Origin of the sequence: Amycolatopsis oliviviridis, from assembly GCF_014654365.1 — a bacterium.
In the GTDB taxonomy this organism is placed as follows: Bacteria; Actinomycetota; Actinomycetes; order Mycobacteriales; family Pseudonocardiaceae; genus Amycolatopsis; species Amycolatopsis oliviviridis.
Window position 1 is genome coordinate 487,916 of record NZ_BNAY01000003.1, and the last position, 13,125, is coordinate 501,040.

At 68.5% G+C, this 13,125-nt stretch carries 14 protein-coding genes; 8 read left to right on the forward strand and 6 right to left on the reverse strand.

Annotated features, from left to right (window positions below; translation table 11 throughout):
• The first annotated feature begins 1 nt into the window (after nucleotide 1).
• Genes pqqD through pqqB form a run of 3 tightly spaced genes read left to right on the forward strand, consistent with a single transcriptional unit; the run spans nucleotide 2 to nucleotide 2,213 of the window.
• The gene (gene pqqD, locus IE302_RS15415; protein ID WP_005150536.1) at nucleotides 2–274 is read left to right on the forward strand and encodes a pyrroloquinoline quinone biosynthesis peptide chaperone PqqD; all 273 of its coding nucleotides are present in this window, start codon (nucleotides 2–4) and stop codon (nucleotides 272–274) included.
• Nucleotides 265–1,353: a pyrroloquinoline quinone biosynthesis protein PqqE gene (gene pqqE / locus IE302_RS15420; protein WP_191255201.1), complete on the forward strand. Its 1,089-nt coding sequence runs from the start codon at nucleotides 265–267 to the stop codon at nucleotides 1,351–1,353. The genes pqqD and pqqE overlap by 10 nt, the downstream gene beginning before the upstream one ends.
• Complete coding sequence (pqqB, locus tag IE302_RS15425; protein WP_191255202.1) at nucleotides 1,350–2,213, forward strand: pyrroloquinoline quinone biosynthesis protein PqqB; 864 nt, start codon at nucleotides 1,350–1,352, stop codon at nucleotides 2,211–2,213. The genes pqqE and pqqB overlap by 4 nt, the downstream gene beginning before the upstream one ends.
• On the opposite strand, the gene IE302_RS15430 is transcribed toward pqqB, so the two are convergent.
• Nucleotides 2,210–3,184, reverse strand: coding sequence for an aldo/keto reductase (locus IE302_RS15430; protein ID WP_191255203.1), 975 nt, complete (start codon nucleotides 3,182–3,184; stop codon nucleotides 2,210–2,212). The two genes, pqqB and IE302_RS15430, sit on opposite strands and share 4 nt — an antisense overlap.
• A gap of 109 nt (nucleotides 3,185–3,293) precedes the next feature.
• Here IE302_RS15430 and IE302_RS15435 point away from each other — a divergent pair, with 109 nt between their 5' ends.
• Both IE302_RS15435 and IE302_RS15440 read left to right on the forward strand, forming a co-directional pair.
• A complete protein-coding gene (locus IE302_RS15435) occupies nucleotides 3,294–3,812 on the forward strand; it encodes a winged helix-turn-helix domain-containing protein (RefSeq protein WP_191255204.1) in 519 nt (172 codons plus the stop codon).
• A complete protein-coding gene (locus IE302_RS15440; protein WP_191255205.1) occupies nucleotides 3,809–5,029 on the forward strand; it encodes an MFS transporter in 1,221 nt (406 codons plus the stop codon). Before IE302_RS15435 ends, IE302_RS15440 begins: the two co-directional genes overlap by 4 nt.
• A gap of 51 nt (nucleotides 5,030–5,080) precedes the next feature.
• Here IE302_RS15440 and IE302_RS15445 read toward each other — a convergent pair whose 3' ends face one another.
• Entirely contained in the window at nucleotides 5,081–6,457 is a 1,377-nt protein-coding gene (locus IE302_RS15445; RefSeq protein ID WP_191255206.1) for an amidase, read from the reverse strand.
• Between the two features lie 7 nt (nucleotides 6,458–6,464).
• On the reverse strand, nucleotides 6,465–7,454 hold the full coding sequence (locus IE302_RS15450) for a D-2-hydroxyacid dehydrogenase (RefSeq protein ID WP_191255207.1): 990 nt from the start codon (nucleotides 7,452–7,454) through the stop codon (nucleotides 6,465–6,467).
• Nucleotides 7,455–7,554: 100 nt separating this feature from the next.
• Here IE302_RS15450 and IE302_RS15455 point away from each other — a divergent pair, with 100 nt between their 5' ends.
• Genes IE302_RS15455 through IE302_RS15465 form a run of 3 tightly spaced genes read left to right on the forward strand, consistent with a single transcriptional unit; the run spans nucleotide 7,555 to nucleotide 9,806 of the window.
• Nucleotides 7,555–8,295 carry a maleate cis-trans isomerase family protein gene (locus IE302_RS15455; RefSeq protein ID WP_005150553.1) on the forward strand — a complete coding sequence of 247 codons (741 nt, stop codon included), beginning with the start codon at nucleotides 7,555–7,557 and terminating at the stop codon, nucleotides 8,293–8,295.
• 44 nt (nucleotides 8,296–8,339) lie between these two features.
• Complete coding sequence (locus IE302_RS15460; protein ID WP_191255208.1) at nucleotides 8,340–9,110, forward strand: maleate cis-trans isomerase family protein; 771 nt, start codon at nucleotides 8,340–8,342, stop codon at nucleotides 9,108–9,110.
• A 3-nt stretch (nucleotides 9,111–9,113) separates the two neighbouring features.
• On the forward strand, nucleotides 9,114–9,806 hold the full coding sequence (locus tag IE302_RS15465) for a GntR family transcriptional regulator (protein ID WP_191255209.1): 693 nt from the start codon (nucleotides 9,114–9,116) through the stop codon (nucleotides 9,804–9,806).
• A gap of 4 nt (nucleotides 9,807–9,810) precedes the next feature.
• On the opposite strand, the gene IE302_RS15470 is transcribed toward IE302_RS15465, so the two are convergent.
• The 3 genes from IE302_RS15470 to IE302_RS15480 form a co-directional block, all read right to left on the reverse strand.
• Nucleotides 9,811–10,287 carry a DUF4262 domain-containing protein gene (locus IE302_RS15470; protein WP_191255210.1) on the reverse strand — a complete coding sequence of 159 codons (477 nt, stop codon included), beginning with the start codon at nucleotides 10,285–10,287 and terminating at the stop codon, nucleotides 9,811–9,813.
• Nucleotides 10,288–10,539: 252 nt separating this feature from the next.
• On the reverse strand, nucleotides 10,540–11,601 hold the full coding sequence (locus tag IE302_RS15475) for a tartrate dehydrogenase (protein ID WP_191255613.1): 1,062 nt from the start codon (nucleotides 11,599–11,601) through the stop codon (nucleotides 10,540–10,542).
• Between the two features lie 11 nt (nucleotides 11,602–11,612).
• Nucleotides 11,613–13,076: an NAD-dependent succinate-semialdehyde dehydrogenase gene (locus IE302_RS15480; protein WP_191255211.1), complete on the reverse strand. Its 1,464-nt coding sequence runs from the start codon at nucleotides 13,074–13,076 to the stop codon at nucleotides 11,613–11,615.
• Nucleotides 13,077–13,125: the final 49 nt, after the last annotated feature.

Consider the following 13,125-nt stretch of genomic DNA (forward strand, 5'->3'; position numbering starts at 1 on the left):
GATGACCACCCTCGAGATGGGCTCGGTGCCGCGGCTGCGGCGCGGAGTCCGGCTGAGCTATGACCAGACCAGGGAAACGCACGTCCTCCTGTTCCCCGAAGGCGTGCTCGTCCCGAATCCGACCGCCGCGGCCGTGCTCTCGCTCTGCGACGGTGTCGAAGACGTCGCGGCGATCGCTTCGGCCTTGCGCGAGCGCTACGCCGGTGTCCGCGAGGAAGAAATCCTGGATGTCCTGTCCCGGCTGGGAGATCGGCGGATCGTCGAATGGACCTGAACACCTCCACCGCGGCCCCGCCGCTGGGCATGCTGGCCGAGCTGACCCACCGCTGCCCGCTGCACTGCCCGTACTGTTCGAATCCGGTCGAGATGGTCGCCCGGGACGGCGAACTGTCCACAGAGGAATGGCTGTCCGTGCTCAGCCAGGCACGGGAACTCGGCGTGCTCCAGGTGCACATGTCCGGCGGCGAGCCGCTCGCCCGGCCGGATCTGCCGATACTGGCCGAGCACGCCACGAAACTGGGCTGCTATGTCAACCTGGTGACGTCCGGGCTCGGGCTGACCGAGTCCAGATTGGACGATCTCGTCGACCGAGGCATCGCGCACATCCAGCTGTCCGTCCAGGGCGCGACCGCCGAACGCGCGGACCGGCTCGCCGGCGCCCGGGCCCACGACCGGAAGCTGGTCGTCGCCGGCCTGATCAAGAAGGCCGGGCTGCCGCTTTCGGTGAATGTCGTACTGCACCGGCAGAACCACGATCAGCTCGCCGGGATCATCGACCTGGCCGAGGAAATGGGCGCGGACCGGCTCGAACTGGCCAACACGCAGTACTACGGCTGGGCGCTGCGGAACCGCGACGCCCTGATGCCGACCCGGCGGCAGCTCGACGAGGCCGAGCCGATCGTGCGCGCGGCCACCGAACGGCTGCGCGGCCGCGTGGAGATCATCTATGTCGTCGCCGACTACTACGAGCAGTACCCGAAGCCGTGCATGTACGGCTGGGGCGCGCGGCAGCTGACCGTGGCACCCGACGGGAACGTGCTGCCGTGTCCCGCGTCGACCGCGATCAAGACGCTGGAATTCGACAACGTCCGGGACAAGCCGCTGGCGCGGATCTGGTACGAATCCGGTTCCTTCAACGCCTTCCGCGGCGAGGACTGGATGCCGGACACCTGTGGCACCTGCGATCGGCGGTCGATCGACTTCGGCGGCTGCCGGTGTCAGGCGTTCCAGCTCACCGGTGACGCCTCGGCGACGGACCCGGTGTGCTCGCGTTCACCGGATCGCGGCGTCGTCGATCTCATCCTCGCCACACCCCCGAAAACGGACGAGCTCGTGATGCGGGGGCCGCGATGAGGGTGATCCTGCTCGGCACCGCCGCGGGTGGCGGTTTCCCGCAGTGGAACTGCGCCTGCGCGCTGTGTGTCTCGGACGCGCCGCCGCGGACGCAGGACTGCGTCGCGGTGAGCGCGGACGGCCAGGGCTGGTACCTGCTCAACGCGTCGCCGGACATCCGCGCGCAGATCCTCGCCACGCCGCCGCTGCGGGCCGGACCGGGGCCGAGGGAGATCCCGTTGCGCGGGGTGCTGCTCACCGACGCGGAGCTCGATCATTCACTCGGCCTGTTGCTGCTGCGGGAAGCCGGTGGGCTGCCGGTGTGGGCTCCGGACGCCGTTCTGGGCGCGCTGTCCGCGCAGTTCCCCGCGCGGTCGATCATCGACGGATACGGAGGCTGGGAGTGGCTGCCGTCGTCGGAGATCGCCATCGACGGTCTCCGGGTGAGCACTCTTCCCGTGAGCGGCAAGCGGCCGAAGTACGCGCGTTCGTCCACTGAGGACGGACCTTGGGTGATCGCGTACCGGATCGAAGACATCGAGACCGGCGGTGTCCTCGTGTACGCGCCTTGCCTGAAGAGCTGGCCGGACGGGTTCGGCGACTTCACTCGCGACGCCGGTCTGGTGTTGCTGGACGGGACCTTCTACGCACCGGACGAGATGTCCGGCGCCACCGCGGCCAAGGTCGGCGACGGTGCCCAGCTGGCGATGGGACATTTGCCGATCACCGGCAGTCTCGCGAAGCTCCGGCCCGGCCCGCGTTGGGCGTACACGCATCTGAACAACACGAACCCGGTGGTCGATCCGGCCTCGCCGGAGCACGCCGCCGTACTGGCCGGCGGCGCCTCGCTTCCCTTGGACGGTACCGAATTCAAGCTCTAGGCGATGCCTTCGGGACTCGCGCCCGCGACGGGGACGGCGTCGGCGGTGAGCCGGTCGATCTCCGCGAGCTCGTCCGAGGACAGGTCGATGTCGGCCGCGGCGAGACTGGCTTCGATGTTGGCCGCCTTGCGCGCGCCCACGATCGCGACGTGCACACCGGGCCGGGCGAGCGTCCAGGCGATCGCGAGCTGGCTGACCGAGATCCCCTTGCCCGCGGCGAATTCCTTGAGCTTGTCGACGACGGCGAGGTTGCGCCGGAAGGTCTCCCCGGTGAACGCCGACGACTGCGAACGCCAGTCGGTCTTCTCGAAGGTCGTCTCCGGCGTGAGGGATCCGGTCAGCAGGCCGCTGCCCAGCGGGCTGTACACGAGCACGCCGATGTCGTTCTCCCGCGCGTACGGCAGCGGGTCGATTTCGATGTCGCGACGGAACAGGTGATATGGCGGCTGGAGGGTTTCCACCGGACGGGCCTTGTCGAAGGCTGTCAGCGCCGCGGTGTCGTAGTTCGAAACACCGATGTGCCGGATCTTCCCGGCGTCGACGAACTCCTGCAGGATGCCCGCGGTCTCTTCGGCGGGAGTGCCGGGATCGGGCCAGTGGATCTGGTAGAGGTCGATGTGGTCGACGTCGAGGAAGCGGAGGCTGTCCTCGACCCCCTGCGTGAGCCACTCGCGCCGGGAGTCACGCGGCCGTTCGGAGCGCGGCCTGGTGCCGCCTTTCGTGGCTATGACGAGGTTGTCGCGGTCGCGCTTGAGTTCCTCGCGCAACGCCTTCCCGAGCAGTGCTTCGGATTTCCCGAAACCGTAGGCCTGGGCGGTGTCGAAGAAGGTGACCCCGAGTTCGCGGGCATGGTGGATCGCGGCGATCGCCGCGTCCTCGTCGAACGAACCCCAGCCCCCGCCGAGCTGCCAGGTGCCGAAGGCGATCCTCGACACCTCGAGACCGCTCCTGCCCAATGTCGTCGTACGCATACCTCACAGCAGAGCACAGACATCGGACCAATGCACCGGATCTCCCGGCCAACGAAACCCCCAAATAACTGTTTGACGGTCGATGTCCCGGCAGCCGATACTCGCCCTCATGCCCGAGTCCCCCGGCCTCGACGGCTTGCGCGTCCTCGCCCATCCCGTCCGCCTGCGCATTCTGTCGCTTTTGACCGGTGCCGCGATGAGTGCGGCCGAGGCCGCGCGCGAACTCGGTGAGACACAAGCGAATGTCAGTTATCACCTGCGGCGGCTGCACGAGGCCGGGCTGCTCGACGTCGTCGAGGAGGTCCGGATCCGGGGCGGGCTGGCGAAGCGCTACCGGCACGATCCTGAGTCGGGGTCCCGGTTCACGTCGGCGAATCCGCGGGAAGAACAGCTTCTCATCGCTTCGATGGCCGAAGAACTCAAGCGCCGCAACGCGTTGCGCGTTCCCGGCGAGAACGGGTCGAGGACGGACGCGGAGGTGTGGGTCGATCGAGAGACCTGGGAGAAGGCGCTCCGGCAAGCTCGCGAGCTGGGCGAGCTTCTGCACACGGCGGCGAGACCGCCCCGCACCCGGGGCACGATCCCGATCAGCGCGACGGTCTCGATGTTCGAGCTGAGGCGGCCGTGACGTCGCTGCGCGAGCCCTTGCGCCACCACAACTTCCGGTGGCTGATCGGCGGCCGCACGTTCGGGGAGTTCGGCAACGCCGTCGCCCCGCTCGCGCTGGCGTTCGCGGTGATCGACCTGACCGGTTCGGCCGTCGACATCGGCATCGTCGTGGGCGCGCGTTCGGTGGCGAGCGTGGTCCTGCTGCTGTTCGGCGGGGTGCTGGCGGACAGGCTGCCGCGGTCGGTGATCCTGCAGGGCACCGAGGTCGCCGCCACGCTCACCCAGGCGGTCATCGCGGCGAGCGTCCTCTGTGGATTCGCCTCGATCCCGTTGCTGGTCGGTCTGAGCCTGGTCAACGGCGCGGTGGCCGCGATCTCCGCGCCCGCCTCGGCCTCGCTGACCCCGTTGACCGTGCCCGCAGCGCTGCTGGCGCAGGCCAACGCGCTGGCCAGGCTGCTCTCGAACTCCGGCCGGATCGCCGGCGCCGGGCTCGGCGGCCTCCTGGTCACCGCGGTCGGCCCCGGCTGGGCGCTGGCCGGGAACGCACTGCTGTTCCTCGGCTCGGCGCTGTCCTACCGGCGTATCCGCCTCAATCGCCGGGAACGGGTCCCCGGCAGCCGCCCGCTGGCGGAACTCGCCGAAGGCTGGCGCGAGTTCCGGTCACGGACCTGGGTGTGGGTCGTGGTCGTCCAGTTCATGGTGGTGAACGCTGTCATCGCCGGCGGGATCGGGGTGCTCGGTCCTCTCGTCGCCGACAACAGTTTCGGGCGCACCGGCTGGGGATTCGCTCTCGCCGCGCAGACGATCGGCTCACTGGTCGGCGGGATCCTCGTGGCCCGCCGTCAGCCGCGGCGCGCGTTGTTCGTCGGGGTCGCGGTGATCCTCTTCGAAGCGCCGCCCTTGATCCTTCTCGGCCAGGCGCCGTTGCTGCCGCTGCTGCTGGCCGCGATGTTCGTCTCCGGCCTGGCGATCGAGCAGTTCGTGGTGGCGTGGGACGTCTCGCTGCAGGAGAACGTGCCCGAGGACAAACTCGCGCGCGTCTACTCCTACGACATGCTCGGTTCCTTCATCGCCCTGCCGCTCGGCCAGATGGCGGCCGGTCCGGCGGCGCAGCACTTCGGGGTCAGCACGACCCTGCTCGCGTGTGCCGCGCTGGTCGTGGCCGCCACCTGTCTCGCGCTGTGCAGCGGACAGGTGCGCGGCCTCGTCCGGAAGACCCACGCCGTCCAGCCCTGACCCCACGCTCCGGGAAGCGATAGCAAAGGTCCCTTGCTGTCTTTCCGCTGGTCACGGCCAGGGACGGACCTCTTCGAGGAGTTTCGCGACCGCGAGCACCAGGTCGTCGGAGTGCCGGGGGCCGACGATCTGGAGACCGACCGGGAGCCCGCCGGAGGTGCGGCCAGCCGGGACGCTGATGGCGGGCTGCTGGGTCATGTTGAACGGATAGGTGAACGGCGTCCAGTCCGGCCAGCCGCTCAGCCCGCTGCCCGGCGGCACCTCGTGCCCGGCTTCGAAGGCGGCGATCGGGAGGGTCGGCGTGATCAGCACGTCGTAGCGCGTGTGGAACTCGCCCATCAGGATGCCCAGTGCGGCCCGCTCGGCGTTGGCGCCGAGGTAGTCGCTGGCCGAGAAGGTCTTGCCGAACTCCCACACCTTCCGCAGTCCGGGATCGACCTTGGTCTCCGAACCGGCGGGGAACGTGTCCAGCCACTTCGCCGCCCCCGTCGACCACAGGATGTCGAAGGCGGGTTTGGGGTCGGTGAAACCGGGATCGGTCTCTTCGATGTGCAGGCCCGCGTCGCCCAGCGCCTGGACCGCCGACCGGACGATGGCCGCGATCTCCGGGTCGACGTCGACATAGCCGAGCGTCGGCGAATAGGCGGCGTTCAGCCCGCGCACGTCGCGGCGGACGGCTTCGCGGAAGGTCGAGACGGGCGGGGCGAGTGCCGCCGGGTCGCGGTAGTCGGGCATCGCGAGGACGTCGAGGAGCAATGCCGTGTCGTCGACCGAACGCGCCATCGGGCCGGCGTGCGAGAGCGGCCCGAACGGGCTCGCCGGGAACAGCGGGATCCGGCCGTGCGTCGGTTTGAGGCCGACGATTCCACAGAACGAAGCGGGAATCCGGATCGAGCCGCCGCCGTCGGTGCCGACGGAGAGCTCGCCCATCCCCGCCGCGACGGCCGCGGCGCTCCCGCCGCTGGACCCGCCCGCCGTCGTCGACAGGTCGTGCGGGTTGCGGGTGATCCCGGTCAGCGTGTTGTCGGTGACGCCCTTCCACGCGAGTTCCGGCGTCGTGGTCTTTCCCAGCAGCACCAAGCCGTTCTCACGCAGTCGCGCGGTGACCGGGCTGTCGACGTCCCACGGCTGGTCAGGGTCGATGCAGCGCGAGCCGCGCAGCGTCGGCCAGCCCTGCGTCAGGAACATGTCCTTGATCGAGGCCGGGACACCGTCGAGCCAGCCGATCGGATTGCCGTCCCGCCAGCGGACTTCGGACGCCTTCGCCTGTTCGATCGCGCCGTCGGCGTCGACGAGGCAGTAGGCGTTGGTCTCGCCGTCGCGTTCTTCGATGACCCGCAACGCGTTCTGAGTGGCCTCGACCGGCGACAGCTCTCCGGTGGCATACGCGGCGACGAGCTCGCTCGCGGTCAACTTGGTGTCGTTCATCCGGCCCCTAACCTTGGCGAAGCGTCTCCGACGGCACGTATCCGAGCTGCTTGTCCACGACGTTGCGCAGTGGCTCCCCCGCGCGCCAGCGACGGAAGTTGTCCGCGAACACCTCTACCAGAGTATTACGCCAGCCGATGAAGTCGCCCGACATATGCGGCGAGATCAGCACGTTCTCCATAGTCCACAAAGGACTCTCCGGTGGAAGCGGCTCGGTGTCGAAGACGTCGAGGGCGGCGCCGCCGAGGTGTCCGTCCCACAGCGCGTCGACCAGGTCCGGGGTGACGACCAGTTCGCCGCGGCCGACGTTGACGAACCGCGCGCCGGGTTTCATCGCGGCGAAGGCGCCGGCGTCGAACATGCCCTTCGTCTGCTCGGTCAGCGGCGCGACCGCGACGACGTAGTCCGCCTCGGGAAGACGGTGAGCCAGGTCCGACGAGGAATACACCTCTCCGAAGTCGGGGTCGCCGTCACGGGGACGGCGTCCGACGCCCGCCACCGACATCCCGGCCGCCCGCAGCGTCCGCGCGATCGACCGGCCGATCGGCCCGGTGCCGACCACGAGGACCCGGCGGCCGGAGATCCGTTCACTCTCCCGGTGCTTCCAGTGCTTCTGCCGCTGCAGTTCCCACGAACGGACGAAATCCTTGGCGAACGCGAGGACGACCCCGAGGACGTACTCGGCTATCGCCCCGTCGAACACACCACGCGAGTTCGTGAGCACGACGTCGCTCTCCTGCAGTTCCGGGAAGAGCACGGGGTCGACGCCCGCGCTGGCGATGTGCAGCCAGCGCAGCCGGTCGGCCGCGTGCCAGGCACCCGGGACGGCGGTCGAAAGGAAGTCGTAGACGAAGAACGCGTCGGCTCCGGATAACGCGTCGGCCAAACCGGCCGCGTCGGTGTAACGAACCACCGCTTCGGCTTCGATAGCGCGCATGTCCGGTGGCCGTGCGTCTCCGCAGAGCACCGCCAGCACAGGGGTCTCCGAGGCGATCACGTTGACACCGTAAAAGTGGCTCGTATGATTGTCAACAATCCGAGGAACGACCCCCGGAGCACCGGACCTGTGACAGCAGAAGCTTTCCGGAGGCTGAGACTTGGATTTCGACTTACTGGAGTTCGAAGGCCCGTTGGCGCAGCGCGGTATCGGCGTGATCGCTCCCTTCGACCTTGCCCTGGAACGCGAGCTGTGGCGCTGGGTGCCCATGGAGGTCTCCCTCCATCTGGCGCGGACGCCGTACGAGCCCGTCCCCGTCAGCATGGAGATGGCCCAGCTCGTCAGCGACAGCAGGCATCTCGCCGCCGCCACGAGAGACGTGCTCCACGTGGAGCCCGAAGTCGTCGCGTATCTCTGCACCTCCGGCAGTTTCGTCAACGGTGTGGACTACGAACGCTCCCTGACCAAGGCGATCTGCGACGCGGGCGCGCCGGACGCCGTCACCACCTCCGGCGCCCTGGCCGAGGTCCTGCACCAGCTCGACCTCCACCGGGTCTCGGTGCTCACGCCCTACGACGGCGACCTGACCGGGAAGCTGCACGACTTCCTGGGCGAACTCGGCGTGCGCACCGTCTCGAGCGATCACCTCGGCCTGGGCGGCGGCATCTGGAAGGTCAGCTACCGGACCATCGCCGAACGCATCCTCGCCGCCGACCACGCCGACGCCGACGCCATCTTCGTCAGTTGCACCAACCTCCCCACCTACGATCTGATCGAGCCGCTCGAAAGCGCGGTCGGCAAGCCCGTCCTCACCGCGAACCAGCTCACGATGTGGGCCTGCCTCCGGCGGATGAACCTGCCGATCGTCGGGCCCGGCAAGTGGCTCCGGGAGGTCGACTGACCTCTTCGCCTACGATTGTCGACAATCTGTCCTCCGGAGGTCCCGTGCCCGTCACCCCGTTCAGCCCGCCCGAACCGCCGTCCGAGACGACCACGATCGGGTTCATCTACCCCGATCACGCGGCCGAAGACGACTACCCGCTCGCGGAGCAGCTCCTCGGCGGCGACATGGCCGGGATCAAGCTGCCGGTCGAGCACATCTACGGGACCGATCTGCACGCCGTGCCCGAGCTTCTGGACCTCGGCAGCGAAAGCCGTCTCGCCGACGGTGCCGCGCTACTGGCCAAACACGAACCGGACGCGGTGGTCTGGGCGTGCACCAGCGGCAGCTTCGTCTACGGCTGGGAAGGCGCCCGCGACCAGGCCGACCGGCTGGCCGCCGTCGCCGGCGTCCCGGCGTCGAGCACCTCCTTCGCCTTCGTCCACGCCGCTCACGCGCTCCGTGTCCGGCGGGTCGCGGTCGCCGCCAGCTATCCGGACGACGTCGCCCGGCTGTTCGTCGAGTTCCTCGGCGCGGGCGGGATCGAGGTGGTCTCGATGGGCAGCGCGGACATCGACACCGCCGCCGAGGTCGGCGAACTCAGCCCGGAGGCCGTCGTCGAGCTCGCGGCGAGCGGCGACCACCCGGCCGCCGACGCGTTGCTCGTCCCCGACACCGCCATGCGGACGCTCGGCGAGATCAACACCCTCGAGACCAGGCTCGGCAAACCGGTGCTGACCGCCAACCAGGTCACTGTCTGGGAGGGCCTGCGGCTCACCGGGAAGGCCCCGCTCGTCCGCACCCTGGGCGCGCTGTTCGGGCAGAGGGGCAACTGAACCATGTCCTTGCCGGATATCGAGCCGGTCAGCCGGGAATCGACCGCCGGGATCATCGCGCGCCAGCTGCGGGACGCGATCATGACCGGCGCCCTTCCTCCCGGCACCCAGCTCGGTGAAACGGACCTGGCCTCCCGGTTCCAGGTTTCGCGGGGACCGCTGCGCGAGGCGATGCAGCATCTCGTTTCCGAAGGGCTCCTGCGCAGTGAGCGCCACCGCGGGCTGTTCGTGATCGACCTCGAACCCGGCGACGTCTACGACATCTACTCGGCGCGCTCGGCCATCGAACGCGCCGCGATGCTGCGGGCCCTGCGCGGCGACCGGGAACGGGTCGCCACCGAACTCGAACAGGCCGTGGCCGCCATGGCCGCCGCCGCGGACGACGACGATCCGACCGCGCTCTCCTGGGCCGATCTCCGTTTCCACGAGGCGCTGATCGCCGCTTCCGGCAGCAAACGGCTCGTGCGCATGGCCCGGACCCTGCTGATCGAGACCCGGATGTGCCTCACCGCGCTGCAGGGGACCTACCAGCGGGTCGAAGAACGGGTCACCGAGCACACCAGGATCATCGAGGCCCTGCGGGTGGGCGACGAAGAGACCGCGCTGTCGCTGCTGGAAGCCCATATGGAGGACGCCGTGCAGCGGCTGGCCCCGGGAACCAGCCTGCGAGAGGGCGAAGCTCCCGCGGTGCCTTAGGGATTCAGCCACGGCCCCGAGCCCCCAGCACCGGCTGGCCGCCCGTACCGCCGCGGAATTCCCTGTCCCACGGCCAATTTCCGTGCTCGTCCTCGTAAACCAGTTGCAGGGCACGGAATTCGTCGCCGTACATGAGGACGGCGGTGACCAGGTGCGCCGACGGCGCGCTGAGCGGAACCACCTCGAACGCGGGCCAGCCCACCGCGGCGGGCAGCACCTCACCCGGCTCCGGCGGCCCCGACCGGACCACGTCCTGGGCGAAATAGTTCAGCAGCTGACAGGATCTTCGCTCTCTCAGTCCGGTGACGACGAGCTCCGGCAGCCCGGCGTCGGTGAGCCCGACCGTGTACGCCAAGGCGGGTTGGCCGATTCCGCGCTCGACCGTCTGCACCATCCAGCCGTACTTCCGGATCAGCGGACGGACCTCCTCGGCGAGGTAGTCGTCGCGGGTCTTCCCGGGGTTGTCGCAATGCCAGCACATCGGCACTCCTCCAGTCGTCGAATCCGATGATCGACACTGTGCACCGGGGCACCGACAAAAACTCACGCCCCGGGCCGACGCGCGTGCGACAGAGACCCTTCACCCGGCGATTTCGCGCCGAGGTAAGTACATGAAGGCCCCCTTCTTTGCTTCTAGCGCAAGGAAGGGGGCCTTCATGTACCACTGCCATCCGAAATCATGAATGGGCCGTTCATGATTTCGCCGGACTTGACAAGCCACTATGCCGATGGTTCAAGATAGAGCTGCGACCACCGCGGACCCGAGTTCGGCGGTGGTGGACTTCCCGCCGAGGTCCGGGGTCCGCACGGTCCCCTCCTCGAGAACCTTTTCCACCGCAGCGTGAACATTCTGTGCCGCAACGGTTTCACCGAGATGGTCGAGCATCATCGCACCCGCCAGGATCTGCGCCACCGGATTCGCGATGCCCTGTCCGGCGATGTCGGGAGCGCTGCCGTGCACCGCCTCGAACATCGAAGGGAACTCGCCGGCCGGGTTGATATTGCCCGAAGGCGCCATTCCGAGCCCACCCGTCACGGCCGCCGCCAGGTCGCTCAGGATGTCGCCGAAGAGATTGGAAGCGACCACGACATCGAGCCGGTCCGGCGCCTGGACCATGCGCGCGGCGAGCGCGTCGACATGGCATTGTTCGGCGTGCACGTCCGGATATTCCGACGAGATCTCGGCGAAGATCTCGTCCCAGAACGGCATCGAGTGAATGAGCCCGTTGGATTTGGTCGCCGAGCAGACCCGCCCCGTCCGCGTCTTCGCCAACTCGAAGGCGTAGCGGATGATCCGCTCTACCCCGACCCGCGTGAACACCGATTCCTGTAAGACGAACTCGTTCCCCTGGCCACGATTGTGCCGGCCGCCGATCTCCGAGTATTCGCCCTCGGAGTTCTCCCGGACGATCACCATCTCCAGCTCTTCGGCGCCGCGGCCCGCCAGCGCCGAAGTCGTTCCCGGCAACAGCCGGACCGGCCGGAGGTTGACGTACTGCGTGAACGCCCGCCGCACCGGAATGAGAAGACCCCACAACGACACATGGTCCGGGACACCGGGAAAACCGACGGCACCGAGGAAGATCCCGTCGAACCGGGAAAGCTGCTCGATACCGTCGTCCGGCATCATCGCGCCGGTCTTGGCGTACCGCTCACAGCTCCAGTCGAATTCCTGCCAGGACAAGGAGAAACCATGCGACGCCGCCGCGCGGTCGAGGACCTTGCGGGCCTCGACGGTCACGTCGACACCGATCCCGTCGCCGGGGATGCTGGCGATCCGATAAGAAGAATTCACTGTCTCAGGACTCACAGAGCCACCGCGATGTACTTGGTCTCGAGGAATTCGTCGATGCCGACGGTGCCGCCTTCGCGGCCGAGCCCGGACTGCTTGATCCCGCCGAACGGAGCCGCCGGGTTCGAAACCAGCCCTTGGTTGAGGCCGATCATGCCGGCTTCCAGCCGTTCCGAAACCCGCAACGCCCGCTTGAGATCGGAGGTGTACACATAGGACACGAGACCGAATTCGGTGTCGTTCGCCGCCGCGACGGCCTCGTCCTCGCTGTCGAACGGAGTGATCGGGGCGACCGGCCCGAAGATCTCTTCCGAAGCGAGCCTGGCGTCCTTGGGCACGTCGGTCAGCACGGTGGCCTGGTAGAAGTTCCCCGGACCGTCCACGGTGGCCCCACCGGTGAGAACGCGCGCTCCTCGGCTGGTGGCGTCCGAGACAAGGCCGCTGACCTTCTCGACGGCGGCTTCGTCGATGAGGGGGCCGACGACGACACCCTCCTCGGTGCCGCGCCCCATCGGCAGGGCTTCCATGCGTTCGGTGAGGCGCCGGGAGAACTCGTCGACGATGCCTCGCTGGACATAGAACCGGTTCGCGGCCGTGCAGGCCTCCCCGATGTTGCGCATCTTCGCGGTCATCGCGCCTTCGATCGCCGCGTCGAGGTCCGCGTCCTCGAAGACCAGGAAAGGAGCGTTGCCACCGAGTTCCATCGAGGTGCGGAGCACCTTGTCCGCGCACTGTTCCAGCAGTTTCCGCCCGACACCGGTCGAACCGGTGAAGGACAGCTTCCGGGCACGGCCGTCCCGGATCAGCGGCTCCATCACGCCGCCGGAGTCCGACGTCGTGAGCACGTTCAGCACACCTTCCGGCAATCCCGCCTCGGCGAGGATCGCCGCGAGGGCCAGCATCGAAAGGGGGGTCTGAGCGGCGGGCTTGATGATCATCGTGCAGCCGGCCGCCACGGCGGGCCCGATCTTGCGGGTGCCCATCGCCATGGGGAAGTTCCAGGGCGTGATCAGCAGGCAAGGCCCGACGGGCTGCTTCGTGACCAGGAAGCGGCCTGTCCCGTTGGGCGCGACGGCGTAGCCACCGTCGATCCGGACGGCCTCCTCCGCGAACCAGCGGAAGAATTCGGCCGCGTAGGTGATCTCGCCCTTCGACTCCGCGAGCGGCTTGCCCATCTCGAGGGTCATCACCAGCGCGAGTTCGTCGGCGCGCTCGATGAGAAGTTCGTAGGCGCGGCGCAGGATCTCGCCGCGTTCGCGCGGGGCGACGTTCGCCCAGTCGGCCTGTGCGGCGACGGCGGCGTCGAGTGCGCTGACACCGTCCGCCGGTGACGCGTCGGCCACCTCACACAGGGCTTCACCCGTCGAGGGGTCGAGAACGGGGAAGGTCTTCCCACCCGTGGCGGGCACCCACTTGCCGCCGATGAACAGTTCCTTGTCGACCGCCGCGACTACGCCGGCCTCACTGATCGAGCTCATCCCAACGCTCCTCCATGTTGTCCCGAACGCCATGCTATGGATATTGTCA